Genomic DNA, 26281 nt, shown 5'->3' on the forward strand with positions numbered 1-26281 from the left:
TCCACACATCTCCGGCCGCCTGGAACCATCTGGTGGGGGTGCGCATGTCCGCCCCCCCGCCCGGAACCTTCCTGCGTGGGCGCGCATTCCTGGCCCGTCGGGCCCCCTGGCGCTGGCCCGCACACTCAGCCCGTCCGGCGTTTGAGGACGAGCCCTTCGGGCGATGGCGGGGGTCCAGGGGGCGGCAGCCCCTTGGCGGGGTGCGGGGGCGGAGCCCCGCAGGGGGTGCGGGGGCGCAGCCCCGGGCGGGGTCCGGGGCGCAGCCCCCGGGGATGGGAAGGGTAGGGGCGGCGGGGGCGAACAAACGCCCTGCCGAGCCGAAGGCCAGGGCATGGAACAGCCCCCAACGGTGTTGCCCCCTCGACGACACCGGGGGAAAGAATCATGCGCACAGGACGCGAAGAGACCCACTGGACCAGAGCCACCCTGGGCCGGGACGGCCACCCCCTCGACCTCCTCACCGCCCGCTTCGAGAACCACCGCTACGCCCCCCACGCCCACGACGAGTACACCGTCGGCGTCTGCGTGGGCGGAGCCGAGTTCATCGACTACCGGGGCGGCCGTATCCACACCGGCCCGGGCTCGATCGTCGTCCTCGCCCCCGGCGAGGCCCACACGGGCGGCCCCGCGATCCCCGACGGCTACGCGTACCGCGCCCTGTACCCGCAGCCGGCCCTCCTCGCCGAAGGCACCCGCACCGTTCCCCACTTCCGCGACCCCGTCATCGACGACCCCGAACTGGCCGCCGCCCTGCGCGCCGCGCACACCGACCTGAGCGCCTGCCCCGACCCGCTGGAGGCCGAGTCCCGAATCCCCTGGCTGCTCACGGCCCTCGCCTGCCGCCACTCCACGGCCCGCCCCGCCCCCGACACGATCCCCGGCGCGGGCACCGTCGCCCGCACGGTCCGCGACCGCCTCGCCGACGAACTCCTCAGCCCTCCCTCCCTCGCGGACCTCGCCGCGGACCTGGGCCTGTCCCGCTACCAACTGCTGCGCGCCTTCCGTACGACGATGGGCATGCCCCCGTACGCCTGGCTGGCGCAGCACCGGGTGAACAGGGCCCGCGGCCTGCTGGAGCGCGGTCTGCGCCCGGCGGAGGTCGCCTCTCTCGTGGGCTTCGCGGACCAGGCGCATCTGACGCGCTGGTTCCGCAGGGTGCTGGGGGTGACCCCGGCGGCGTACCGCGCGAGCGTGTGGTCGTAGCGCGTCCAAGCGGGGGCGGCGCAAGGGCGTTCCGGTCGCCGCGGCGCAACAACGTTCAAGACGAAGACCCCCCACCCGACCCACACTGCCCGCATGACTGCACGCGGCTGGTTCCTGTTCTCCCTGATGGGAGTGGTCTGGGGCATCCCCTACCTGATGATCAAAGTGGCGGTGGACGGCGTGTCCCCGTCGGTGGTGGTGTTCGCGCGCTGTGCGGTGGGTGCCGCGCTGCTGCTGCCCTTCGCGCTCCGCCAGGGGGGCTTCACCGGGCTCACCCGCAGCGTACGGACGCACTGGCGCCCCATGCTGGCCTTCGCGTGCATCGAGATCATGATCCCTTGGTGGACCCTGACGGACGCCGAGCGTCACCTCTCCAGTTCCACGGCGGGTCTGCTGATCGCGGGCGTACCGATCGTCGGCGTGGCCGCCGCCCGCCTCTTCGGCGACACGGAACGCCTGGGCGCCCGCCGCATGTCGGGCCTGGCGCTCGGGCTGTCCGGCGTCGCCGTCCTCACGATCCCGCACCTGACCGGCGGCGACGCCCGCTCGCTCGCCGAGGTGCTGCTGACGGTCATCGGCTACGCGACGGCGCCGGTGATAGCCGCCCGCCACCTCAAGGACGTCCCCTCGCTCCACCTCACGGCCCCCTGCCTGACCCTGGCGGCCCTGGTCTACGCCCCCGCGGCGATCGCGACCCGGCCGTCCTCGGTTCCCTCTCCCGAGGTCCTGACCGCCCTCGCGGGCCTCGGCGTCATCTGCACCGCGGTCGCCTTCGTGGCCTTCCTGGAACTCATCAAGGAGACGGGACCGACGCGGGCGACGGTGATCACGTACGTCAACCCGGCGGTGGCCGTCGCGGCCGGAGCGCTCTTCCTGGACGAGCGCCTGACCACGGGCACCGTTGCGGCCTTCGCCCTCATCCTGGCCGGCTCGGTCCTGGCGACGGCGACGGCCGGACCGAGGCGGCCCGCGCGGCCGGTACCATGGTCCACACGGCAGACGAGCCGGGCGGACGGCCGCGTGGAGGTTCTTGTGGACCTTCCCGAGGAACGTCCGGGCTCCACAGGGCAGGGTGATGGCTAACGGCCACCCGGGGTGACCCGCGGGACAGTGCCACAGAAAACAGACCGCCGGGGATCTCGGTCCCCGGTAAGGGTGAAACGGTGGTGTAAGAGACCACCAGCGCCTGAGGTGACTCAGGCGGCTAGGTAAACCCCACCCGGAGCAAGGTCAAAAGGAGACACTCCGGTGTCTCTGCGCGGACGTTCGAGGGCTGCCCGCCCGAGTCCGCGGGTAGACCGCACGAGGCCGGTGGCAACACCGGCCCTAGATGGATGGCCGTCTCCCCGGCCGCCGCGAGGCGACCGGGCGACAGAACCCGGCGTACAGCCCGACTCGTCTGCCGTCACCTGCGGCTTGGCTTCAGAAAAGGGCCTCTGTTCTGCGACAGAGGCCCTCTCCGGTCTTTCGGGGACTTGCCGGGTTACGCGGCGGAAAGCCCCTCGGGCACCATTGGATGCCCTGAAAAAGTCCCTAGCGCAGATGAGAGGGCAAGGTCACTGAGCCGACCGTTCACGGCGGCCGTCAGATCATGCTGCTGGCGCTGCGCGTGATTTTCGCCGGACCAGGAAAAGTGCCCTCGCATTCGGCACGTTCCGCGAAAGGCACCGCGATCCGTCCCGCGCGCAGACTCATCGGCGGACGGAAGTCGAAGGGGAAGTCGGGACTTGGATCCGGCTAGGCGATGAACAACGCCAGAGCGAGGCCATGGTGCTGAAGCCCCCTACGTAGAAGCGGGCTTGGGACGCAAGACCGTCCCGCCCCGTTCGGTGATGCCAGCCTCGACGCCCTGGACGTCAAGGCCGAACCGTCGCAGGCGACCGCGGGGCGATCTCGGAGTTGACCAGGTTGCGGCTGCTGGCGTCCGAAAGTGACGCCAGTACTGGGCTGTATCTGTCGCCCGAGCGGGCCAGTGACCGGCAGATGTTGGGCCGCTCTGTCCCCAATGGCATGGTTTTTGCCGTGCGGTCCCGTCTGGCGGAGTGGATGATCGAACGGGCGCTGCCCGACTTGCCCGAGGGTCGTCTCCGGGTGGCCGCATACGAGCCGCCAGGTGGTCCGTGACCGCATCGACCGAGCTCTTCGCCGTCTGCTCAGGCAGGGCAAGATCGTCCACGTCGGGACGGCCTACGACAGGCCCGGCCACGAGACAGAGTTCGCCCGCACACCGACGGAGCGGTGCGCCCGACGAGTGGCGGAGGTTCCCTTGGTGGAACGGCAGCTCGTGCTCAGAAACGTGGTCGACGAAGGACCGGGCGTGCACTGCGATGATCTGCTGCGGGAGGCCGCTGGCTTCTTCGGATGGGCGCGGCTCGGAGTCGATATCCGGGACGCGCTGACGGGCGATGTCGACGCGTTGATCGCCGCCCGGGACTTGGTCGAGTCGGAGGGCGGCCTGATGCCTGCGAAGGATTCTTGATCCAGACAGCAGAGGCCGTGCACTCCGGCATCCGGACGTCGGCAGGGGAGACCGGGCACGGCTTCAGCTGCCGCCACTGCGACCACGCGTACGACTGCCAGGGCCGCCAGGTACCCTCAAACACATCGTCAACGCGGCCCGACGGGCTTCCGCTCCACTCCGATGGAGTTTTGAAGGACATGCCCCCACCCGCACGAGTCTTTTCGTGCTGCCTGGGGGAAGTCCTTGCTGTTCCGTGCGTCCGCGAGAACGGTCGCCGTCATGGCATTCGACGGTTCACTGTTTCTGCACCTCACCGACCGGTTCGCCCACATGCACGGGTACAGCCCCGGCGCCTCGGAGATCCGTTCCTGGGAGCGCAGCATCCCCCTCCTGGCCGCCGCGCTCAACGACGCGGGCCTGGGCGATGTGGAGGTCATGCTGGAGTACGCGCTCCCGTTGAACAGCAAGCGAGCGGACGTTGTGCTCGCCGGTGTGCATCCGGTCACAGGGGAGCCGTCGTACGTCGTGGTGGAGCTGAAGCAGTGGAGCCAGGCGCTTCCGCACGACGACGACCCTGCCCTGTGCTATGTCGACCCCTACACCCACCCGGTCCTCAACCCGATCGAGCAGGTGCGCCGTTACTGCGACTACCTGGTCAACTTCAACGGAGCGGTGGCCGAGCACGGGGACCGGGTCCACGGAGTGGCGTTCCTGCACAACGCGACCGAGTCCGGTGTGGCAGGCCTGCGGGAGATCGAGCGTGACGGTCATGGACTCCTCTTCACCGGGGATCGCCGTGCCGACTTCCTCGATCACCTCCGTTCCGAGCTGAGTGACAAACATCCTGGCGCCCGTGCGGCGGACGAACTGCTCGCGGGCGCCACCGTGCCGTCGAAGCAGCTGATGTCCGTGGCCGCTGAGGAGGTGCGGGAACGTCAGCAGTTCGTTCTCCTCGACGAGCAGCAGGTCGCGTACCGCATGGTGCTCAACGCGGTGGAGAGGGCGAAGCGCGCCGACGGCAAGGAAATCGTGATCGTCACCGGCGGTCCCGGTACGGGCAAGAGCGTGATCGCCCTCCAACTGCTCGGAGAGCTGTGCCGGCGCGGGGTTCCGGCGCTGCATGCCACCGGCTCGCAGTCGTTCACGAAGACGATGAGGAAGGTCGTCGGGTCCCGGAAGCGGGAAGTCCAGGATCTGTTCAAGTACTTCAACAGCTTCATGACCGTCGAGAAGAACAGTCTGAGCGCGCTGATCTGCGACGAGGCGCACCGCATCCGGGAGACCTCCGCCAACCGCTACACCCGTGCGGCCCATCGGACCGGCCGGGCACAGATCGACGAGCTTATCGACGTGGCATACGTACCCGTCTTCTTCCTCGACGAGCATCAGGTCGTGCGGCCGGGCGAGTTGGGCACAGTGTCCGACATCAAGGCAGCAGCGGCCAGACGAGGCATCCCCTGCCACGTCGTACCACTGGACAGCCAGTTCCGTTGCGGAGGCAGCGACGCCTACCTGCGCTGGGTCGTCAGACTCCTCGGCCTCGAGCCTGGCGGACCGGTCGTCTGGGAACCCGACGACCGTATGCACCTGCTGGTCGCCGACAGTCCGCAGGAGATGGAGACGTTCCTGGAAGCCCGTCGGGCCCACGGCTACGGCGCCCGCATGTCCGCCGGTTACTGCTGGCGCTGGTCCCCGGAGCCCAAGCCCGGCAACCCGTTGCCTCCCGACGTCGTGATCGACGATTGGGCCCGCCCCTGGAACCTGCGCGGGGACAGGTCCGTTTCCGGCGCGCCCCCGTCCGCGCTGTGGGCCACAGATCCAGCGGGCTTCGGGCAGGTCGGCTGTGTCTACACCGCCCAGGGCTTCGAGTACGACTGGTCCGGTGTCATCATCGGCCCCGACCTGGTCTGGCGTGGCGATCGCTGGGTCACGGACCGTACGGCGTCCAAGGACCCGGTCTTCAAAAAGTCCACCCCGGACACCGACGTGGACCGTCTGATCCGCAACACGTACAAGGTGCTGCTGACCCGGGGCATGGTCGGCACGATCGTGTACTCGACGGACCCGGAGACGCGGGAGAGGCTGCGGCAGCTGACGGGCGGCTGTCAGGAGCGGCAGCCTTCCATGGTCTGACGGGACGATTCTTCGCCATCGAACACGTGATCCAGCCATGATGTCTGCACTTCGGGCCGACAACGGCGTAGCCGCCTTCGGACGGCCGGCCGTCTCCTTAAGATCACGGGAACCGATTGCGGCCCGACGGGCTTCCCTGCGCGGACACGCCCCCACCCGCACGAGTCACTCGTGCCCTGGGGGAACCATCTCGTGTCCATGCTCCTGCTGCGCCTGACAGCACGGGACTTGCTCGCTTTACACGCACGGCGCCGTCTGGTGCCGCACCTGGCCGCCCGTTGGGTGCACTTCGGACGAGGCGAGTCCTCTGACGGCGAGCGCCAGGCGTGGGCCAGCAGCCTCGTCTCCCTCGCTGAGGATCTGGTGGCCGCCGAGCGGGGCAACGTCGAGATGATCGTCGAATGCTCGCCGACCGTGGAGGAATCCGAAACTCCAGACGCCGACGGGCAGATCGACGTGGTTCTCGTGGGCAGGCACCCGGCGGAAGGCGTCCTTTCCGTGCAACTCGTCGAGCTGAAGCAGTGGTCGGCGGTGACGAGGGTGGAGGCCGCGACAGCCGATCTCGTATACGTCGACGGGATCGAAGATCCTGTCAAACACCCCGCCCTCCAACTCAGCCAATATCACGTGCTGTTCACCGGCCCCGAAGGCCCGTTGCGCGGGCTGCGGTTCGAATGCGGTGGTTTCGCGTATCTGCACAACGCCACGGATGAATCCGTCCGGCCACTGCTCGGCGTTGACGCGCCTACAGGTCCATACGCGTACACGTATACGAGTGATACCCGGGACAGACTTCTCAAGGACCTGCAGAGCCATTTCAGCGCAGAGGACGACTACTCGGCGGCCGAGTACATACTGCACCGGATGAACCTCCGTAACACGCCGCTTCTCGACGCCATGGTCAACTCGTGCGGAGAGGACACGGTCTTCACCTTGCGGGGGCGCCAGAAAAAGGTGGCTGATGACGTACTCGAGGCTTCGGAGTTGATTCTGGACAGCCCGGACCGGGAGGCGATCGTGCCACGTCCGCAGCACGCCGTCTTCCTGGTCAGCGGAGGACCAGGCACGGGGAAAAGTGCCATCGGGCTACAACTACGAGCCGATCTCGAAGCCGCCGGTCGAACAGTGAAGTACGCGAGTGGTTCGCGGGCCTTCAACGCCGCGATCAAGGAGAGCGTCGGGTACACCGAGGCCGAGTTCAGGGAACGCTTCGCGTACTTCAGCAGTTTCGTGACGCCACCGAATCCGCCGCTGGACGTCTTGATCTGCGACGAGGCGCACCGGCTACGGGACAGGACCACCAACTACCGCCTCCCCACGGAGAAGCAGGGTACGAAGCCACAGGTGGACGAACTGCTCGACGCGTCACGTCTGACCGTCTTCTTTCTGGACGCCGGTCAGACCGTGCGCCCGCAGGAGGTCGGCACCGCGGAACTCATCGAGGACGCCGCGCGACGCCGCGATGCGGTCGTCCGTCACTACCGTCTGACGGAGCAGTACCGATGCGGAGGCAGCGACGCCTACCTCCGCTGGGCTCGGGCGTTGCTCGGTGTTTCCGCGCAGGAGCCGCACGAGTGGGTCCCGGACGGACTCATGCATATCGAGGTCGTCGACACGCCCGACGAGATGGAGCACGTCGTCCGCACCGAGTTCGATGCGGGAGCGACCGCCCGCATGGTGGCGGGCTATTGCTGGCCCTGGAGCAAGCCGGACGCGAACAAGAACCTAGAGAATGACGTGCGCATCGGTGGCTGGCACCGCCCGTGGAACGCGTCCAGCGAGTCCTTCTGCGCCAACGGTGAGCCTCCGTCGAGGATCTGGCCCGTGCACGATGCCGGTATCGGGCAGATCGGCTGTGTCTACACCGCACAAGGGCTCGAGTGGGACTGGTGCGGGGTGATCATGGGCGATGACATGGTCTGGCGTACCGACCGCTGGGTCTTTCAGCGGGGAAAGCAGCGCAAGGACCCGAAAGCCGGCGTGATGCGGGTCGCGAAGCCCGGGTCGCTCGATCCGAAGGTCCGGGTCAGCACCCTCGACGACGACGAGTTCGCGCGCTGCGTGCGTCACGCATACCACGTCCTGCTGACCAGAGCGAGCCGGGCGACCGTCCTCTACTCCACCGACGAGGAGACCCGGCGGCACCTCAGGAAACTGGTCGGGGAGGTCGACGTACACGGGCTCCGGCCGACTCAGGCGACCATCCCGCCCGAGCTGAGAATCGCGCGGAACAGCGGGGCCGCGCGAAGCCGCAGAGCCCGACGAGCACAGAGCAAGGCCAAATTGAAGAACGAAATGATGTTGTTCTGAGTCCTGCGCTCGAAGTGAAGTGGCGGGCACCCCCGGGCGCCCGCCACTCGCCTGCTCAGAAAAGCAGGTGCGCTGCCGACATCATCGCCACCACCAACACGTTGGCGACGACACTGATGGCGACGTCCACCAGGACCTTACGGACCAAGGCGAAACGCGCAGGCTTGTACTCGGCAGGGTTCACAGGTGACCACTCCTAGGCGGTGAGCAGGAATGGTGGGGGGACGGCCCACCGGGCATCCGCTCACACACCGCGCGAGTCCGCACGGCGATTCACCACCACTGCTCACATGCCGCCGACCGGCACATGAACTCCGCGCTCGTACACCTCCGGGAGGACGCGCAGCACAACCAACTTTACTGCAACCGGAGTTGTGCAGTGGCATGGGTGAGGCGCAGTGTTCATGCATGAGGGGCGACCGGTCTGTACATCGCCTGCGGTGCCGTCTGCCGACCAACCCGGCTGGCATTTCGACCGTTCGGCGGAAGGCACGATGACGGCGGCAACCGGCGCGGCCTGCTCACGGCTCACCTTGGCCGCGTCTACATACCACTTACGGCGATCACGATCCATCGTGCGCCGAGCCGCTCCTTCGCCTCGCCCTTGTCCGCGTAAGGGACTTCCAGATAGAGGCGCTCTCCAGTGGCAGGGCCCCCTCCATCCGACGTGCTCGCGCTTGTTCCCGAACCCACGGGAGAAGCTTTGGGAACTGGCGAGTGGGGCGGCACGGGGTTGTGAAAGCCTGACGGACGGGCTGGCACTCGGCACTCCCATGCCGTCGGGACGAGAGTGCCGAGTGGTGAGCGTCGAGTCTGAGCCGTCAGCTCATCGTCAGCCTGTTGAGCTCACACAGAGTTCGGTGGTATTGCAGGTACTCCTCGTCGATCCAATGGTCGGGGTGCCGGCGGAGGTGTCCCAGGGAATCGCCTCCGTGTGTCTGCCGCACGATCCCGTCGACGTCGACGTAGATCTCGAGCCCGTCGAACAGAACGTGGTGGTTGGGGCAGAGACAGAGCAGGTTCGGCTGTTCGTCCGGACCGTCGTGCGGGGATCCGAGGCCACGTATGTGGGCAGCCTCGCTGTAGGGCCTGCGCCTGTACTGCAGGCGGGTCTCGCACACCTGGCAGGCCTGGCCGTGCAGTTCCTTGACCCGCGTGGCGATCGCGGCGTCGCGAACAAGCTGTGAGGAGGTGCGCGTCCGTCGTGCGGCTGGACCGGTCGCACGCTCGGTCGCAGCGGCACCCTGCTGGCCGTCAGCGTCGTTGTCCCCATCGACCAGGCCGTCAGCCGTGGCGTATCCGGCGAGGCCTACCCGATTGAGCAACTCGCGCTGGTCGACACCGTCGAAGTAGGTGTTGCACAGCTTGATCACGGCCTGCAGACGGGTAAGGGGGTCCCTCAGCAACTCAGCGCTTGTGTGGGCCAGACCGGCGACGGGCTGGTGCGTGTCGAGGGCGCCTGTTCCAGGGGCAGAACCGGCGTCACGCTCCATCCCGTGCACCTCCCAAAGGCCGCTGCCACGCAGGTGCCAGAAGGGGTACTCGGGTGTGACTTGGGAACCGGGGAGTCCGAACTCGGCGAGGAGCGGGCTCACTTCGGTTCGGAAGAGGGCCCAGGGCGTCAGGCGAGGCATATCTGCAGAAATCCGGGATATCGCCCACAGCAAAGCCAATGGCTGGTGGCGGCTGGGCGTTTTGCTTCCTGGTTGACGATGAGTGCGGAGGGAGCCCAGTCGCTGCAGCAGACTCTCCGTGGTGAGCTGGTGGGGTATGGCTGAAGGCGCCGCCGCCGATGAGGGACCTACCGGCTGTCTTTCCCTCGGTAGGAGTTGGAGAACGCTGCGGTAGGTCTCGGAGGGCCGCAGCGTGAGGCTCCGCAGGGGCGCTGGGACCTTCATGCGGCGCAGTATGGGCGCTGCCAGGACAGGAGTGGGGAATTCCTCGACGTCCCCCAACGCCATGATGTGTTCCCAAGTGGCGTTGTCCTCGCCGGCTCCCCAGACTTTTCGTGCCACAGGCGAGCTCGTGAACAGATGAAGGATGCGTGCACGAGCGAAGAAGCGGTTCGCCGTATAGAAGTACACATCGTCACCGACGCGGCGATCTCGCAGGGCTCGCACTTTCTCGTTGTCGGCCTGCGCGGTAGGAGTGGCACCCCACAATCGAGCGATTCCGTCTGGATACAGGACATTTAGTGTGGCCGCCTGGTCGCCGAGAACATCCTGGATGTCTGCGATCCGGATGCCCTGGCGTACCGACTTGGCGAAGTTCTGGGCCCCTCGAAGCCGGGCCCCGCCGCGAGGCTGGAGGAGTATCTGTGGCTCCACGCGCTGGGGGCGGTCCGCGGCGGTGCTTCCGTCCTCCACGGTGAAGCCGAGTGCCCGCAGGCGGTGTGCCACTGTGCGGGCACCTCCACTGAAGTCGTCGGCCGACAGCAGGGCGCCGGCTGAGTACATATGGGCTACGCCGGCTATGGCCTTCGAGTCGTAGCTCTCTCCGTCTGTGACCAAGGTGTATGCCAATGCCCGCCCGAAGCCGTACCTGCGGCGAAACGTTTCGCGCCCCAAGCCCTGACACTCCGCGACCGCAGCGAGTACGCCTGCGCGCGTGATATCCCCAAGTCCCATATCGAGGACATTAGTAGGTAGGTATGACAAGTGCTGCCGCGAAGAGATGAACGCTGAAGCAAAGCGCGGTCCCGCGCCTGCGCTTGTCTGGGTCAAGAGCAGCTACAGCGGCGCTGAGGGCGGTCAGTGTGTCGAAGTTGCCGCTGCCCCAGTCAGGGTCCACGTCCGCGACTCAAAGGACACAACCCGCGCCGCACTGGCCGTAGAACCCACGACGTGGGCCGCGTTCGTCGAGTTCGCTGCACTCTGACAGGGGTAGCACCGATGGCAGGGCCTTCCGGTGAGCATGTGCTTGCCGAGGGCCCTGCGCATGTCCGCCTCCGCCGAACGTTCGCAGCGCTCGGGCCCTGCTCCCCGGGAGTCGCGCCGGCGCTGGCTGCCACGACGTTCAACGTCCGTCCAGAGACGGTCGGTTCGCGACGGGAGTCGCCTTCCCGGGTGACGATCGGTATCGTGATGGACCCAGCTCGCACGCCACACCACTTACATCAAGAAGCCACAACTGGGCATACGCAGTCCGGCCCTTGGAGCGCAGAGCTACTGTAAGTTCCTGCCATGAAACAGGGCAAAGACATCGAGAACCCCGAGTCACGCTTCTCCGCGGTGCTGGTGAGTGCAGCGAAGCTTCCGGGTGTGCGTATCAACAGGGAGGCGTACCTCCGCAGTGCGCTGGCTCGCCACTGCTCCGAGGACGACATCCGAAGAGCGATAGAAGAGACCCCCGCTGCGGCGGGCATCGCTGACGACGTTCTCGACAAGGTGGCCAACGACTCCATCCGCTTCGAAACCGCCAAGGTCAGCGCTCTCTCCGCGGCCGCGGGGATACCCGGCGTCTTCGCCCTTCCCGCCACTGTGCCGGCCGACATGGCTCAGTACTTCGGCCACATGCTGCGTATCGCGCAGAAACTCGCGTACCTCTACAGCTGGCCCGATCTGTTCTCCGACGACGGCGATGACGTCGACGACGCGACCATGGGGGTGCTCACGCTGTTCTTCGGCGTGATGTTCGGTACCCAGTCGGCGAACGCGGCCGTGGGGAAGGTCGCCGGGATGATGGCGGAGCAGGTCGCCAAGAAGCTGCCCCAGAAGGCACTTACCCATGGCGTCATCTACCCCATAGTGAAGAAGGTCGCGGGCTACATCGGTGTTCAGATGACGAAGCAGACCTTCGCGAAGACCGTTTCGAAGGCCATTCCGCTCATCGGGGCCGCCGTCTCTGGCGGGCTCACCTTTGCGACCTACCTCCCGATGGCCAAGAGGCTCAAGAAGCACCTCTCCAGCTTGCCGCTGGCGAAGCCGTCGCACCAAGCGATGGATGGGGAAGTCGTGGACGGGGAAGTCGTCGAAGACCACGAGCCTTTCGAGACAGGACACGGTGAACAGCACGGATCGGACGCCCCTGCCGCCAAGCTGGAGGAACCTCAGCCCTGACACCGCAAGCGCACCACGAGAGCTCGCTCGTCACCCCGCCTCGCTGATCACCGTGAACCGCGAAGACCCGTCGGAGCGCCGGACGCCTGGGGCGGGGCAAGGGTGACGATCTCCCGGTCGAAGAAATCGTAGAATCCCTCACCGCGCTCATAAAGCGCATCGAATCCGGCGTTCGTTTCCCGGATCAGTGAGCCGTCGGTGCAGCGGTTGGCTCCGTCCGCATTTCCGTCCTTGTCATAAACGACCTCATACATCACCACGTCACCGAGAATAACTACTTCTGGAACCGGACGGGTCCGCTCGATGTTCGAAATTTCGCGAGCGTCGAGAACCTTGATGTCATCGCCCACGTCCACGCGTACGCGCAGGACGTGCAATTCCCATTGCACATACGGTGTGACCGGGAATTCCACGACGCGAAGGCGGCGGTGCGTGACGCCCAGTCGCGACGCCTGGCGGAGTTCCTGGGCGTAGTCCTCGCGCCTCTCCTCGGCCAGGGACAGAGCCCGCTCCCAGTCGCCGCTGACGAAGGCCTCCCAGCTCGGGAAGCCGCGCTCTGCGAAGTGCTGGCCGCGCTCGAGCTTGTTGAGGAAGCCGATCCCGCTGGTGTAGACCCGGCCCAAGTCCGCGTGGTAGGTCGGGCGGTCCAGGCGTTCGGAGGCGCCGCCTGGGAAGGAGTCAAACACCGGGGATGTCCGGCTTCGCCGCGATGAGCATGTTCCTGGGGATGACCACGAGGCGTTCGTCCGACCCGATCGAGACCCCGTCGGGCAGGTTCCTGCCGAGCGACTGGGTGAGGTCCCGGCCGATGACGGCGATATCGCCGTTGGCGAGTTCCCAGATGTCGGGGCAGTCGGGAGTTCCAGTCGTGTTTCCGAGCTCCTGGGGTGTTTTTCCCAGTCGCCGTTTGAAACTCGTGTCCGGATCCGCTTCCCATGGCCTGGCCATTTCCATCGCCCCCTCGATGTGTCGGGATGCCTCACTGTAGCGTCTGACTTGCCTGTCTGGCCATGTGTGGGAACCGGCCCGTGAGGGTAACGGGGACGATTGATTCATGCTTGTCTCGTGCCGCTCAAGGCTGGAATGATATTGATCGGAAAGAAAATCAGGTCAACGCCCAAAAGGTGACACTTTCCGGCCGTGCTGTCGGAAAATCGGGTGAACGGAGGGACTGCTGTGGACTCAGAAGTGACCTTGCTCGCACAGAGCGCGGGGGCCACCTTGGTCACGTTGATGGCGACCGATGCCTGGCACCGTGTGCGTGACGGGATCACGCAGCTCTGGCGTCGGACGCAACCCGAGCGCGCCGAGACCGTCGCCGCCGAGTTGACGGTCTGTCGTGAGGATGTGCTGGCCGCCGCGGCGGCGGACGACCAGGAGACCCTGGACGAACTGCGCCTTCAGTGGCAGGGGTCGGTGCGGCGGCTGCTCGTGGCCCGGCCCGCCGCCGTCGAGGAACTGCGCGCACTGCTGGACCAACTCGATCCTGGTGGCTCGGCCGCCCGGCAGATCACCCAGCACGCCACCGCGTCCGGTCAGGCCCGTGTCTACCAAGCCGGACGTGACCAGCACATCGCCGAGCGATGACGGGCGGGACGGACGGCCACGCCGAGGACCACGGGCGTGTCTACCAGTCACGGGGCGACCAGCACATCAGCGAACACCACCACTACGGCGGTGACGGGCCGGAGCACGGCGGACCGGACTCGGTGCGGCGCCCGGCAGTGGGCCGGAGCCCCGTCGCGTTGCGCGACCGCAGCGAGGTGATGGAACGCCTGCGGGCGAGCGTCGAGGCGGAGCGCGGTGGCCAGGTCTACGTGTTGTACGGCATGGGTGGCTCGGGCAAGACAGCGGTCGCCTGCGCCCTCTTCCAGGAGGTCACCGGTGAACAGGGCCGGGTGGGCCTTTGGGTCAACGCCTCTGACCGTGCGAGCCTGCGCGCCGGCATGCTCGCCGTCGCCGCCGACCGAGGGGCGAGCGACGGCGAATTGCTCGCCGCGCGCAACGGCCTCAGACCCGCCGCTGATCTCGTCTGGACGTATCTCGACCGTTCCGCCGAACCCTGGTTACTGGTCCTGGACAACACCGACGAGCCCGAGATCCTGCGGGACGGCGACTGGCTGCGTACCAGCCCGCGCGGCACCGTCCTGGTGACCACACGGCGAGCGTCGGCCCGATGGTGGCCGGGCGCCGAACTGCAATACATCGGCGTACTGCCCCGAGAGGACGCCGCGCTCGTGCTGCGCGATCTCGCACCGCACAGCGGTACCGCGGAGCAGGCGGCGCGGGTCGCGGACCGGCTCGGGCGGCTGCCCCTCGCCCTCACCCTGGCGGGCGGCTTCCTCTCCCACCAGGTCATCGACCCCTGGACGATGGACGCCTACGGGGACCAGCTCGACGGAGATGAACGGGTCCTGCTGATCGACCGGGGAGCCGACGCGTTGTCCGAAGCGGACCCCCGACAGCTGGTCGGCCTAACCTGGCAGTTGACCCTCGACGCGTTCGAAGCGCGCGGGCTGCCCGAAGCGGCGACCCTGCTCGGACTGCTGGCCCGGTTCGCCGCGGAGCCGCTGCCGCTGGCTCTGCTCAACCACGCCGACATCGGCGCCGTACTGCCTCGTGCCCGAACGGAGACGGCCCTCAGAGCGCTCCTCGACCAGTCGCTGTCCGAACTGGTTGACGCCGCCGGCGTGCGCTGCGTACAGAGTCACGGCATCCTGCTCGACAGCGTCTCGGCCGCGACCCCCGTGGACCTGGCGCCCGCCCTCGACACGACAGCCGTCCGGCTGCTCGACGCGGCCGTGCCCGGCGTACCCGACGCGGGTCCGTACGATCCGCCGCTGCGCCTGCTGGTACCTCACGCGCTGGCCCTGCTGCGGCACATCGGTGGGCCGTCCGCCGCCGACGCCCTGGCCGTCGCGACGCGGCTGTCCGTCGCCCTGCACCGGACCGGTGACTACCTCTCCGCCTGGGAGACCGCCCGAAGCGCGGCGGACCTCGCACAGCGCCTCCTCGGCGCGGACCACCGTACGGTCCTCGCGGCCCGCTCCAGGGCAGGGCGGTCACTCTTCCGGCTGGGCAGGTACGCCGAGGCGGAAGCGGCGCTCCGCGCGGTCCGGGACGCACAGGAGCGACTGTTCGGCGCCGACGACCCCGACACCACGGACAGCGGCTACGGCCTCCAGCTCGTGCTGGCGAACCTCGGCAGACGCGAGGAGTCTGTCGCGCTGCTGCGCGCCACCGTCGCCGGGCGGCGCTCGACGCTGGGCCCCACGCATCCGCTGACCCTGCGGGCCCGCGCCAGCCTGCTGGAGATGCTGCCGGCCGCCGACGTGGTGACCGAGGAGGGCGGCACCCTGCTCACGCTGCCGTCGGAATGCGATCGGAGCCTCGGCCCCGACCACACCGTGACTCTGGGCGCCCGGCACAACCACGCTTGGGCGCTGTACCTCCTGAACCGGTTCGCCGAGGCCGACAGCGAGATCCGAGGGGTCACCGAAGCGTATGTGCGGCGCTTCGGGCCGGAGTACCCGATCGTGCTCGCGGCCCGGCAGTTGTTCTCCCGGACCCGGGCCGCCCTCGGCCAGGTCGACGAGGCGATCGAGCTGATGACCGAGGTCGTCGCACGACGGGAACGCGGCCTGGGACCCGAGCACCCCTTCACGGTCGCGGGCCGGCAGCTTCTGGACACGTACCGGTCGAGCCGATGACGTGACGGCCTGCGTGTGCCGCTACGGGGAACGGCGGACTCAGTAGTGGTAGCGGGCCTTGAGGATCTTGACCTCCTTCTCGTCCACCCGGTAGACGAGCCGGTGCTCGTCGTCGATCCGGCGTGACCAGTAGCCGGACAGGTCGCCCTTCAGGGGTTCCGGCTTTCCGATGCCGGTGAAGGGGGTGCGCTGGATCTCGGCGATCAGCCGGGTGATCCTGCGGGCCATGGCGCGGTCCGAGCCGAGCCAGAAAAGGAAGTCCTCCCAACCGGCCGGGTCGAAGTGGACGCTCCTCACCCGTCACCCGCCAGCTCTTCCAGCTCGGCCATGGTCTTGGTGACCACGGCCTCGCCGGCCCTGTCCCGTGCGACGGCTTCCATGAGGCTGCGCGCGTTGGCGGGCGAGCGCAGCAGGTAGACGGTCTCCTGCCAGGAGTCGTAGTCCTCGGCGGACATCAGCACGGCGTCGCCGCTCTTGGAGCTGATGCGGACGGGAGTGTGGTCATCGTTGACGCGTTTGATGAGCGGGAAGAGATCCTTGCGGGCCTCGCTGGCGCTTATGGTCATCTGCGGCATCCTCTTCTAGTGGTACTGGAAAATGGTACTGGAATGGTACGACGATCTGGTACGAGTTGCGGAGCGAGATGTCTTCAGTAGTCCCGATCTGATTCCCGTGGCCAGTGGTGAGAGGGCTGCCGGTTGATCGATCGGTATGAAGGCGGGTATACGGCGCAAGGGGGAGCAAGCGCCTGCCTGGCGGCCGGACGCTTCCGGTGTGGGTGGGCAGCGGCCCGCCTTCGCTGTGGTCGGTCGCCTTCGCTGTCCCCGTTGGTCGGCCGAACAGGCAGCGGACATCCCGCACGATCGAGGACGAGCGGTGGCGGCGACCACCAGATGGAGAGCGTGACCGGTAATGGCCCAGCAGCCGCCCCTCCTCCGCGATGTCATCGACATCAAGGAGAAGATCTCCACCTCGGACTTCGTGCTGTCTCTCGCCGAGGCGACGACACCCGAGGGTGCCCAGAACGCGCTCAAGGACTACGTCGTCACCGAGCGACTGCTGGAGAACTTCGACGAGGCGTTGGCCCTCATCAAGTCCTCGCTCGACGGGCACCGCTCCAAGGCCGCCTACCTCCACGGCTCGTTCGGTTCCGGAAAGTCGCACCTCGTGGCCGTGCTGTACGCGCTGCTCAGCGGCGACCCGGCCGCCCGTGCCCGTACCGAGTTCGATCCGGTGCTGGCCAAGCATGAGTGGCTGACCACGGACGGCAAGAGGTTCCTGCTCGTGCCCTACCACATGCTCGGTGCGAAGGCCCTCGAACAACGGGTGCTCGGCGGGTACGTCACGCACGTCAAGAAGCTGCACCCGGACGCCCCGACCCCGCAGGTGTACCGGACCGACTCCCTCTTCGCGGACATCCGGGCCAACCGTGCTGCCTACGGTGACGAGGCAGTCATTCGCGGCCTGGGCGGCAGCGACGCGGGCGACGGTGAGACGGACGCGTGGGGTGAGGGCTTCGCCTGGACCCCGCAGCTCCTCGACACCGCGCTCGCCGCAGAGGAGAACCACGAGGGGGGCACCCCGCTCAACCTCCGCAATCCCTCCACCCCGGCCGAGCTGCGGGCCAAGCTGGTCAACGACGCCGGCACCAACCTCTTCCCCGGCTTCGCCAGGAACGCCGCCGAGAACGAGCACGGCTTCATCGCGAGGCTGGGTGGAGCCGGTTGTCCCTCCGCCGGAGCCACGCCACCTGGTGGCCCAGCAACTGCTCGCCGTCACCCTTCAACAGCACAAGCTCGGCGACCAGTTGTGGGACCGACAGTGGAACGGCCTCGCACCCTTCGACAAGTCGGCCGCGCCCATCCTGCGCTTCCTCGCAGAGGAGGGCTTCCTCGACAGTGACGGTGGGATGCTGTTCGTCGGCCCCGAAGCGGAACGCCGCTTCGGCAAAAGGCACTTCATCGAACTCACCGCCTCCTTTACCGCGCCTCCGCAGTTCACCGTCCTGTCCGGACGCACGGAGATCGGCCGTACCGACCCGAGCGTGCTCACGGAGGAGCGCCCCGGCCCTAGGCGGTTGCTGCTCGGCGGGCGCAGTTGGCAGGTCACATATATCGACTGGCTGCGTAAACGTGTCTTCGTCGAGCCGGCCGACGGCGGCGGAATCGCCAAGTGGATGAATGGTGGCGTCGCCGGACTCTCGTATGCCCTGACGCGTGCCATGCGCGAGGTGCTGCTGGGCACGACCCCGGCTGTCTTCCTCACTCGGCGTGCGGAGGCATGCCTGGACGAACAGCGTGAAACCGACGCACCTGACACCGTCCACCCGGGCGGCACGTTGATCACGCGCGTCGGCTCCGACACCCGTTGGTGGACCTGGGCCGGTTACCGCGCCAACGCCACTCTGGCGGCCACCCTCCAGTCGGTCACCGATCCCCTCCAACGGCCCACGGACAGCTGGCTGCGGCTGCGAGAGAACCTCACACCGGCCGACTGGCGTGTGGCTCGTGAGAACGTCGGCGAGAACCTCGTGCTGCCCGACGTGGACCGCCGGGCCGTACGCGGCCTGAAGTTCTCCGCCGCCCTCCCGGAACGCCTCGCCGTGGCCACGATGGCGGCGCGGTTGGCCGACTTCGAGAGTGCCCGCTCGGTGCTGGGTGAGTCGGCGCGCTTTCAGTACGACGGCTGATTCGGAAAGACAGCCAAGACCGTTTGGGACGGATCCCAGTTGTTGCGTGCGCCTCGACTGCCGGGTATCCACTCGATGAGCGCGTCACCCAGGCGGAGGTGTGCTGGTGGCCGGAGAAGGAGCGTCAAGCGAGGGTTGCATCGAATCCGCGGCCCTGGGAGCAGTTGGCGGTTTCCGCTGTGGTGGCCTCGAAGCCGTGGGGCGAGTCGGGATCGGATCGTGTCCGACTGCCGACATCGCACAGGTACCGCGCCGCTCAGCTCTCGATGGGCTCGCGGTCTACGCGATCACCGTCGGGGCTGCCTGCAGTATGCGCCGGCAGTCGAATGGAGACACTCGGAGGTCTTCGAGCGCATTGAGTAGACGGCCTGGCCCCAATAGGGACGAAGGCCGCCCGGACAGTTCGAGGGCGGGACGTCTTCCTACGTAGCCAACAAGGTAGCCACACGAGAGCTTTCTCGAAAAAGTTTGCGCAGGTCATAGCGCTGTGGTGGCGTTCTCCCGCGTACAGCCAGACTGGTCTGCCGCTCTACGGATCTTCTGCGCACGAGCGTTGGCTGATTGGCGCCCTTTGCGGCGGCCTTGATGGCTTTCACCCTGAAAGGAGGGCAATGAGTGGGGCAGTGCTGAGGGGGCCGCCATGTCCGTACCGCTGTACGTTCCCGTCCTGCCGGCGAGACAGCACGCAGCGGCGGCCTACCGCACGCTGCATCCTGAACTGCGTACCCGGGTCGCACCGCTGTGGACGCTGCATCCGCATCCCGGAATGCTGCCAAAACCGCTGGCCGACCGGATCGATCGCGATACGAGATACGTCACGGCCGTGCAAGGACACGGCTCGGGCTGGCTGGACGCGCCCTACGTGGACCGTGAGGAGGCCGAGGTCCTTGCCACGGCTCTGCCTCCCGAGTGGTGGGACTGCCGCAATGTGCGCCCGGTCACAGGTCCGGGGCGGCCCGAAGCACAGCAATCGCTCGCCCTCGCCGTGGCCCGCCAATCAGAAGCGGGTCTGGGAGTTCGCGTCCCGCTTCCCGGCGAATGGCATGACCCGGCCGCTGCCGACGTCGCGGCACTGCTGGACCGCCTCCCCACTCATGTGCCGGTCCACTTGTTCCTGGACCTCGCGACCGTGCTGCCCGATCGGACGGACGCCGCGAAGGAGGCGCTACGAGCCCTGGACGCGCTGGTCGTTCTCACCTCGTGGCGCACGATCTCGATCCTGGCCGGTGGTTTTCCGCCGCCGGACACCGACCTCTGGCAGGGGAGGGTGCGCGAGGAACCACGATCGGACTGGGACGTCTGGCACGAGATCCACCACGGTGAACGCCCCTACCTGCCGCGGCTGGGATACGGCGACTACGGGACCCATCCGGCCGCCTACGTGTCCGTTCCCGTGACCGGAGGCGCCGCCCCCTGGGGGCTCCTGCGATACACGACGGAGCGCTCGTACCACTTGGTGAAGATCCCCTTCGGTAAGAGGCACGACACCGCCAACCGCGCCGCGGCCCGACTTCTCACCACGCTTTCGGACTTTCGGGGGCGGGACGCGAGCGCCGGCGAGCGCTGGTTGTGCCTCCGAGCCGAAGGAGAGGGGACCGTGGGCAACCATGCAGTCTGGGACGAGAAGTCACAGGTGCAGCACATGACTTACGTGGCACGGAGCATCAGTCCGGCTGCCGATCGTTAGCCAACTGTTCTTCTGGCCAACGCACTTGGTCCTGTGGCGAGAATGAGTCCAGGAGTCGAAACGCTGACGTAGGCTCCACCGGACGGGAATCGGGCCGTCCGCGACAGCCTTGGTGCGAGGGGAGCACGCGTGGGCGGTCTCGACCCGCGCACTTAAAAACGCATGGCCATCCTGTCCTTCCCGTGGCACGGGCCGACGCGCAGAACCAGGCCGCACAGGAGGAGTCCGCCCCGCATGCCGCAGGCGCGTTATGACCAAAGGGTCCGTGCTCTCGTCGAAATCCGGGGCGGCCCGGACGACTGGGACGAAGCGCAGCGGCGTTTCGATGACCAGGGGTGGCCGGTGAGGGGCTCTTCACCGGGCGGGGAACAGCCCCGAGGATCGGCGCTGGATCCTGATCCCGCAGCCCGGGTGTTCGAGATCGAGGTTCGCTTGTTCGGTGCCGCCAAGGCATGCGACCGAGGGGCGGCGAACCGGTTGCGGAAAGTCATGCGCAGCGCCGGACTCGAAGCGTACGTGCGCTTCGCAGAGCCCATCCGACGCGACCGCGAGATGCTCTCCCAATGGAGGGTCGTCGACAGCGCGTGGCGTCGCGCCCATCCACCGCACTCCTGGCGTCGTGCTGTCGCGCGCGTGGCCCTGCTCTGCGGGCGGTACGACGTGGGCGGCATCGTATCGGGAAAGCCGCGGCAGGCCCTTCGGCTGGCACGGACACACACCCTTCAGATCGCCGGGGTGGGAGTCCGGCCTCTCGACGGTCGCTGGCGAGGCCCGGTGAGGTACTGGCCGGAGGAGGAGACCGAACGCCGTCTTTTCCATGCGGTGTCCTGGTCGCTGCTGACCGCTGCGGCGCTGCTCTTCGCAGTCGGCCGATCCGGTTTCGCCTGGTGGTTCTGGGTGACAGTGGCAGGCCTAGGCATGGCCGGTGGCTTGCGTGCCGGAACACGGCTCTCCCGTGGGGGCCGAAGGTTCGGTGCGCTGGCTGTTGTGCTGTTGATGGTGTTTTTCGTCGCTTCCGTGTTCGAGCCGTTCGGCGGTGATGAGCGGGGCTGGACGCGACGCCAGATCCTCATGACGGCACTCGTGATCGGTGTGCTGGCGGGACTGTGGCTTCTCGTACGGCAGTGGAGCTGGGGCGAGTGGGCCGCCTGGGTCGTGCCATTGGTGGTGACCCTGGCACTGTCTTCGTTTCTGGCGGCAGGATCGGTGCTCCACGCCCTGTACGCGGATGGTTTGTCCTTCTCGCCCGAAGACATCGAGGTCCCGGCGGTCTGGCGGGTGCTGGCCGCGGTGAAGGTGCTCTCACTTCTCAGTCCCGTGCTCGTGGTTCCAGCGTGGTGGGGATTCGCGCGGCACCGGCACCACCTCTACGCGGCGCCCGGCGAGCGGTTGAATGTCGCCCTGAACGCGTGTTTCTTCCTGTTGATGCTCGGTGTGGTCACTTTGCAGGCGCTCGATTCGGCCCGGACGGCGGTGGACAGGACGACCCAGGCCACCGAGCGCGGTGACGATCCGCCGTCCTACTTCGGTATCGGACCGGAGTGGACGTGTGTCGAGCCCGCCGTACGCATGGCCCGCTTGTCCGGCGAGGGGCCGCACCTCTCACCCGAACGTCCTTACCTGTCCTTCGGGGTGGTCGACGGAACCGCGATGCTGTGGGACCGGACGACCCGCGAGCCGCTCAAGCTCCGGGCATCCCAGGTCCGGCTGACGCCCGCCGCGTCCGGGACGAGCCGGTGCACGGCGGCTGCGGCCGGCGACTCGTGACACGAATGCCCGCCCACGCCGCCTTCTGGTCTGTCCATTCGCGGCACAGGGCCACAGAGGACGCCCACGACTGCGGCGACGAGCAGAAGTCCTGGCCGAACTCGACGTCCCGTCGATCGTCGGTACGGCGGTTCTGCTCACCTGGCGTTCGCGCGCGCACGTGTCAGGCGCTCCTGTTCAGCGGCTTTCGCCGCATGACGAGCGGCGTCCAGGTGGACGAGAGCAAGCCCTACGTGTGGCGGGGTTTCACGAACCCGCGTCGGCCCTACGACCGCGATCCGCTCGCAGGGCGGCGCGCTTCGGGGCCTCCAGAGGGGTCTCCGTGCCCAACAGGTAGTGTTCAAAGCGGTGTTATCCAAGATGCATGTGCAATGGGGGAAGCATGTCGTTCGAGGAAGAGTGGGGCCGACTCAAGGCTGATGCCCTTCGCAAGGGCAACGCGCGTACGGAAATCTCCGCAGGCGTTGCCGTGACCGCGCCGGGAGCGCAGGGTGTGGACCTCGGGCTTACCGACGCGCCGATCCGGGCCAAGGCGTCGAACCTGCGGACCGCGCACGGCGATGCGCGGAGGAAGTCGAAGCTCGACGACGCCGGGGCCGTGGGAAGGACGCACGCCGGCTGGGACGCGGGAGCCGCCAGCAACGACTGCGCGACGGCTTGGCAGAAACGTCTCCGCGAGCTCAGCGATCTGGTCGAGGACGCCACCGACGCCCTCACCGAGGCGATGGACCGGCAGATCAGCGACGACGGGTCGATCGCGGCACGGCTCAGGAAGTCGGCCGACTGGCTGGAGGACGCCTGATGGTCTCGGTGAGCGACCTCGGCACAGCGAAGCCCCAGCAGTGGCGGGACGCGGCGAGTGACGCGGTCCAGGCCGCCAAGCAGTGCGACGGCATCGCCTCCATCGCCCGCGACGAGATGGCCGCCACCTTGCGGCAGTGCTGGGTGGGTGACGCCGGACGCGCGGCACGGGAGAGGTTCGTCAAGCACGCCGACGACTACGAAGCAGCGTCAGTCTCCCTTCGCGCGCTGGCCCGGGTGTACGACGATCTCGCCGACGACATCGCCGACGCCCAACGCGACCTGCACAGCGGCCTCGACTACGCCGCGCGACACGACCTGAAGGTCGACGACAGCGGTCGTGTCGACTTCGCCCGCCCGGTCGCCACGTCACCGGACGACGATGAACATCAGAAGGTCACTCACGCCCGCCAGGTCATCGTGGAAGCCTTGACGAAGGCAGGCAAGGCAGACGCCGAGGCGGCCCGCACGCTGCGCACCATCGAGGGACTGACCGAGATCGGCGATCCCGAGCTGGCCAGAGAGGCCCTGGCCGGCGACAGCCCGCTGGCCATCGCGCTCCGTCTGTCCGGCGGCCTGAACGGCCTCCACCCCATAAACGTCCCGCCGAACGTCCTCAATGAGGTGAGACTGGCCTCCGCCGAGACCGGGGTCAGCCAGAAACTGCTGCTGGCCGTCTTGTGGCAGGAGCAACAGTGGTACCAGAACTCCAACCCGACCCTGAGCGGCCCGCTGACCGAGTTCGGCCGGTTCTTCGACTGGAGCCTCACCCTTGGAGCGAAGCCCGACAAGTCGCTGGGCATCACGCACATGAAACTGGAGACGGCCCGATCGGTAGTCGATCAACACCGCGAGGCCTTCCAGCTCGAAGACGGCAGATACCTCAGCGACCTGAGCGACGCCGAACTCGCCGCGAACATCGAGGGACACCCCGACCTGGACGTCCGGCTCAGCGCGTACCACCTTTCGGGTCTGCGCGACGACCCCTACGGCTCCGACACGGACAAGCAGTTGTTCACCCTCTACGCCGCCGACACCCCGGACGTGCGGGAGAAGAACGAGCAGTACGGTGACGACTCGGACCACCGCGGCGCCGACATCAAGGTCCGGGGCAGGAACTGGGACAAGGTGGAACCGCACCTGGACGACGCGATGGCCTGGAACGGCCTCAGTGACGATGAACGCGCCAGGGCTGTCGCACAGTTGGAGTCGCAGACTCCCGCGGGACACCACATTTCCCTCGACCCGCTCTACAGCACCGGACAGACCACGGGCACCGGATCAGGCGAGCCCGAGCCGGGAACACCGTCGCCGAGCCCCGGCCCGAGCCCCACACCGCCAGGAGCGCACTGACCCCATGAAGAGGACCCCACCGGCGCTGATCGCATGTCTCCTGGCGGTACTGCTCACTGCATGTGACGCCTTCGAGGCCCCCAGTTCCGATCAGCTCGTCCCCATGCCCAGTAACGTCCCGACGACACCGCGGTACCGGACGGCGGATGACGTGGTAGCTGCGCTCAAGCGAGGAGGCTTCACCTGTGACGTGCTCCGGCGCAAGGCCGGCGGCCTCGACTGCACGACCGCGATCGACGGGACGGAGGTGGAAAATCAGATCCAGGTGCTGAATCCCGAGAAGAACAGCCGGAACGAGATCGGGGACTCCATCGCGGACTGGCGCAGGAGCGGCAACACCATCGTGGCCGCCGGCAACTGGTTCATCCGCGTCCTGCCCAACAGTTCCCCGAGCTACTCCACGACGATCGCCGAAGCCGTGGACGCCGTCGCCCTTCCTCCCCTTTATCACCTGCCCGCCATTCCCGGGGGCCCCCGGTACAAGAGCGTCGACGCCCTCGCCGACGCGGTGGGCAAGTCCGTCGGCTGCGGGCGGCGGAAGACGCCGTCGGCCGGCCAGGTGCTCTGCGAGACGCGGCCGGCGAAGGCGCACCCCTGCGCCGAGTCCCGCGACGGGCGCGATGCCCACCTCAGGTTGCATGACAGTACCGCCGCCCGGAACGACTACATCCGACTGCTCCTCAGCGATGGTCACGTTCCGTACCACATCGCCACGGCCGGGAACTGGACCGTCCAGTTCTGCGACGCTGCCACCGGACAGCAAGCGGCCCAGGAACTCGGAGGAGTCGTGGTCGATCACAAGGCGAACAAGTGAAGCGGTAAAGCTTGCGATTGCCGGGACGAGGCTGACAGCGCTCCGTATGCCCTCACGTTCCTCGACAGGAAAGGCGCCCCCGTCCCGGCGTGCCTCTGCACTCGGAACTCACCTGCTCCTGAACACCTCCGTGACCGGGACGTACGACCTGGTGGTGCGGTACGGCCCGGTCAAGGACATCGGGCGCGGAAGTTCGGCAAGCAGGTCACGAAGGACCTGCAGCCTCACCCCCGCCGCACCTCCTCCACCCGAACCACCCGCCGCTCCGCCAGCGACAGCGCGCACGCCTCCGCGATCCAGCTCGCCTCGATCGCGTCGGCGACCGTGCAGGGGGACGTGGCGCGGCCCGCGACGACCTCGGTGAAGGCGGTGAGTTCGGCTCGGTAGGCGGGGGCGAAGCGGTCCATGAAGAAGTCGTGCGGGGTGCCGGCCGGGAACGTCGCGCCGGGTTCCACGGAGCGCAGGGGGAGCTTGTCCTCCAGGCCCACGGCGATGCTGTCGCGCATGCCGTGCAGTTCCAGGCGGACGTCGTAACCACGTGCGTTGTGGCGCGAGTTGGAGACCAGGGCGAGGGTGCCGTCGTCGAGGGTGAGGATCGCGGACGCGGTGTCGACGTCGCCCGCCTCGGCGATGTACTCGGCACCCCGGTTGCCGCCCGCCGCGTACACCTCGGTCACCTCGCGGCCGGTGACCCAGCGCACGATGTCGAAGTCGTGCACGGCGCAGTCGCGGAAGATGCCGCCGGACACCGCCACGTAGGCGGCCGGTGGCGGCGCCGGGTCCAGGGTCGTGGAGCGTACGGTGTGCAGCTTGCCGAGTTCGCCGCTCACCACGGCCTTGCGCGCGGCCATGCAGCCCGCGTCGAAGCGCCGGTTGTAGCCGATGTGCACCTCGACTCCGCTGTCCTGGACCGCGCGGAGCACGGCGACGCTCTCCTCGACCGTCCGGGCCACCGGCTTCTCGCAGAAGACGGGGATGCCCGCCTCGACCGCGGCCAGGATGAGCGCGGGGTGCGCGTCGGTGGCGGCGGCCACCACGATGCCGTCGACCCCGGCGGCGAGCACCGCCTCGGGGGAGTCCACCGCCGTCGCGCCGAAGCGCTCGACCGCGGCGTCGGCCGCCGCGGCCACCGGGTCGGTGACCACCAGTGATTCCACCGCGTCGAGTCCGGCGAGCGTCGCGGTGTGGAAGGCGCCGATCCGGCCCAGTCCCAAGATGCCTATACGCATGAGAAGTTGCTCCTAGTTGCCAATGTCCTCAGCCCTTCGTACGGCCCCGCGGGGCCGAAGCCGGGG

21 protein-coding genes, 1 other RNA gene and 3 pseudogenes are annotated in these 26281 nt (G+C 67.8%); 17 read left to right on the forward strand and 8 right to left on the reverse strand.

Annotated elements, in window-relative coordinates; all coding sequences use genetic code 11:
- The first annotated feature begins 384 nt into the window (after positions 1 to 384).
- The 6 genes and pseudogenes from GFH48_RS27990 (at position 385) to GFH48_RS28020 (ending at position 8107) form a co-directional block, all read left to right on the forward strand.
- Positions 385 to 1203: an AraC family transcriptional regulator gene (locus tag GFH48_RS27990; RefSeq protein ID WP_153290887.1), complete on the forward strand. Its 819-nt coding sequence runs from the start codon at positions 385 to 387 to the stop codon at positions 1201 to 1203.
- Between the two features lie 156 nt (positions 1204 to 1359).
- Positions 1360 to 2085: pseudogene (locus tag GFH48_RS40180) on the forward strand (DMT family transporter); the annotation flags it as partial.
- Between the two features lie 118 nt (positions 2086 to 2203).
- An RNA gene (gene rnpB / locus GFH48_RS28005) (RNase P RNA component class A) lies at positions 2204 to 2605 on the forward strand.
- Positions 2606 to 3316: 711 nt separating this feature from the next.
- Positions 3317 to 3682: a hypothetical protein gene (locus GFH48_RS28010; protein WP_194280699.1), complete on the forward strand. Its 366-nt coding sequence runs from the start codon at positions 3317 to 3319 to the stop codon at positions 3680 to 3682.
- Positions 3683 to 3907: 225 nt separating this feature from the next.
- Entirely contained in the window at positions 3908 to 5797 is a 1890-nt protein-coding gene (locus GFH48_RS28015) for a DNA/RNA helicase domain-containing protein (protein ID WP_153290889.1), read from the forward strand.
- Positions 5798 to 5995: 198 nt separating this feature from the next.
- Positions 5996 to 8107, forward strand: a complete 2112-nt coding sequence (locus tag GFH48_RS28020) for a DUF2075 domain-containing protein (protein ID WP_194280897.1) — start codon at positions 5996 to 5998, stop codon at positions 8105 to 8107.
- A 55-nt stretch (positions 8108 to 8162) separates the two neighbouring features.
- On the opposite strand, the gene GFH48_RS39400 is transcribed toward GFH48_RS28020, so the two are convergent.
- The 3 genes from GFH48_RS39400 to GFH48_RS39410 all read right to left on the reverse strand — a co-directional run bounded on the left by GFH48_RS39400 (position 8163) and on the right by GFH48_RS39410 (position 10734).
- Positions 8163 to 8291: a DUF6408 family protein gene (locus GFH48_RS39400; RefSeq protein WP_228121000.1), complete on the reverse strand. Its 129-nt coding sequence runs from the start codon at positions 8289 to 8291 to the stop codon at positions 8163 to 8165.
- A gap of 359 nt (positions 8292 to 8650) precedes the next feature.
- A complete protein-coding gene (locus tag GFH48_RS39405; protein WP_322747005.1) occupies positions 8651 to 8869 on the reverse strand; it encodes a DUF5710 domain-containing protein in 219 nt (72 codons plus the stop codon).
- A gap of 59 nt (positions 8870 to 8928) precedes the next feature.
- The gene (locus tag GFH48_RS39410) at positions 8929 to 10734 is read right to left on the reverse strand and encodes an HNH endonuclease (protein ID WP_228121003.1); all 1806 of its coding nucleotides are present in this window, start codon (positions 10732 to 10734) and stop codon (positions 8929 to 8931) included.
- Between the two features lie 46 nt (positions 10735 to 10780).
- Here GFH48_RS39410 and GFH48_RS28035 point away from each other — a divergent pair, with 46 nt between their 5' ends.
- Positions 10781 to 10984 (forward strand): DUF397 domain-containing protein, encoded by a 204-nt coding sequence (locus GFH48_RS28035; RefSeq protein WP_153290891.1) that lies wholly within the window; start codon positions 10781 to 10783, stop codon positions 10982 to 10984.
- Positions 10985 to 11289: 305 nt separating this feature from the next.
- Positions 11290 to 12165: a hypothetical protein gene (locus GFH48_RS28040; protein WP_153290892.1), complete on the forward strand. Its 876-nt coding sequence runs from the start codon at positions 11290 to 11292 to the stop codon at positions 12163 to 12165.
- A gap of 47 nt (positions 12166 to 12212) precedes the next feature.
- Here GFH48_RS28040 and GFH48_RS28045 read toward each other — a convergent pair whose 3' ends face one another.
- A complete protein-coding gene (locus GFH48_RS28045; protein WP_153290893.1) occupies positions 12213 to 12851 on the reverse strand; it encodes a DUF6879 family protein in 639 nt (212 codons plus the stop codon).
- Complete coding sequence (locus GFH48_RS28050; protein ID WP_153290894.1) at positions 12844 to 13113, reverse strand: hypothetical protein; 270 nt, start codon at positions 13111 to 13113, stop codon at positions 12844 to 12846. Before GFH48_RS28050 ends, GFH48_RS28045 begins: the two co-directional genes overlap by 8 nt.
- Positions 13114 to 13341: 228 nt before the next feature.
- On the opposite strand from GFH48_RS28050, the gene GFH48_RS28055 reads away from it, so the two are divergent.
- Together GFH48_RS28055 and GFH48_RS28060 are read left to right on the forward strand one after the other, a co-directional pair.
- A complete protein-coding gene (locus GFH48_RS28055; protein WP_153290895.1) occupies positions 13342 to 13752 on the forward strand; it encodes a hypothetical protein in 411 nt (136 codons plus the stop codon).
- Positions 13749 to 15875, forward strand: a complete 2127-nt coding sequence (locus GFH48_RS28060; RefSeq protein WP_153290896.1) for a tetratricopeptide repeat protein — start codon at positions 13749 to 13751, stop codon at positions 15873 to 15875. The genes GFH48_RS28055 and GFH48_RS28060 overlap by 4 nt, the downstream gene beginning before the upstream one ends.
- Before the next feature lie 39 nt (positions 15876 to 15914).
- On the opposite strand, the gene GFH48_RS28065 is transcribed toward GFH48_RS28060, so the two are convergent.
- Complete coding sequence (locus GFH48_RS28065) at positions 15915 to 16172, reverse strand: Txe/YoeB family addiction module toxin (RefSeq protein WP_055511941.1); 258 nt, start codon at positions 16170 to 16172, stop codon at positions 15915 to 15917.
- The gene (locus GFH48_RS28070; RefSeq protein ID WP_153290897.1) at positions 16169 to 16441 is read right to left on the reverse strand and encodes a type II toxin-antitoxin system Phd/YefM family antitoxin; all 273 of its coding nucleotides are present in this window, start codon (positions 16439 to 16441) and stop codon (positions 16169 to 16171) included. The genes GFH48_RS28065 and GFH48_RS28070 overlap by 4 nt, the downstream gene beginning before the upstream one ends.
- 346 nt (positions 16442 to 16787) lie before the next feature.
- On the opposite strand from GFH48_RS28070, the pseudogene GFH48_RS28075 reads away from it, so the two are divergent.
- From GFH48_RS28075 to GFH48_RS38675, 7 genes and pseudogenes are all read left to right on the forward strand, one after another.
- Positions 16788 to 17582, forward strand: a pseudogene (locus GFH48_RS28075) (DUF6079 family protein); the annotation flags it as partial.
- Positions 17578 to 18564 (forward strand): annotated as a pseudogene (locus tag GFH48_RS28080) (DEAD/DEAH box helicase); the annotation flags it as partial. The pseudogenes GFH48_RS28075 and GFH48_RS28080, both read left to right, overlap by 5 nt.
- A gap of 640 nt (positions 18565 to 19204) precedes the next feature.
- Positions 19205 to 20251, forward strand: a complete 1047-nt coding sequence (locus GFH48_RS28085; protein ID WP_153290898.1) for a beta family protein — start codon at positions 19205 to 19207, stop codon at positions 20249 to 20251.
- 234 nt (positions 20252 to 20485) lie between these two features.
- Positions 20486 to 22018, forward strand: a complete 1533-nt coding sequence (locus GFH48_RS28090; RefSeq protein ID WP_153290899.1) for a hypothetical protein — start codon at positions 20486 to 20488, stop codon at positions 22016 to 22018.
- 382 nt (positions 22019 to 22400) lie between these two features.
- The gene (locus GFH48_RS28095) at positions 22401 to 22820 is read left to right on the forward strand and encodes a hypothetical protein (RefSeq protein WP_153290900.1); all 420 of its coding nucleotides are present in this window, start codon (positions 22401 to 22403) and stop codon (positions 22818 to 22820) included.
- Positions 22820 to 24172, forward strand: coding sequence for a hypothetical protein (locus GFH48_RS28100; RefSeq protein WP_153290901.1), 1353 nt, complete (start codon positions 22820 to 22822; stop codon positions 24170 to 24172). The genes GFH48_RS28095 and GFH48_RS28100 overlap by 1 nt, the downstream gene beginning before the upstream one ends.
- Before the next feature lie 190 nt (positions 24173 to 24362).
- Positions 24363 to 24986 carry a hypothetical protein gene (locus GFH48_RS38675; protein ID WP_194280700.1) on the forward strand — a complete coding sequence of 208 codons (624 nt, stop codon included), beginning with the start codon at positions 24363 to 24365 and terminating at the stop codon, positions 24984 to 24986.
- 224 nt (positions 24987 to 25210) lie between these two features.
- Here GFH48_RS38675 and GFH48_RS28110 read toward each other — a convergent pair whose 3' ends face one another.
- Entirely contained in the window at positions 25211 to 26215 is a 1005-nt protein-coding gene (locus tag GFH48_RS28110) for a Gfo/Idh/MocA family protein (RefSeq protein WP_153290902.1), read from the reverse strand.
- Positions 26216 to 26281 lie beyond the last annotated feature (66 nt).

Source organism: Streptomyces fagopyri, from assembly GCF_009498275.1.
Classification (GTDB): domain Bacteria; phylum Actinomycetota; class Actinomycetes; order Streptomycetales; family Streptomycetaceae; genus Streptomyces; species Streptomyces fagopyri.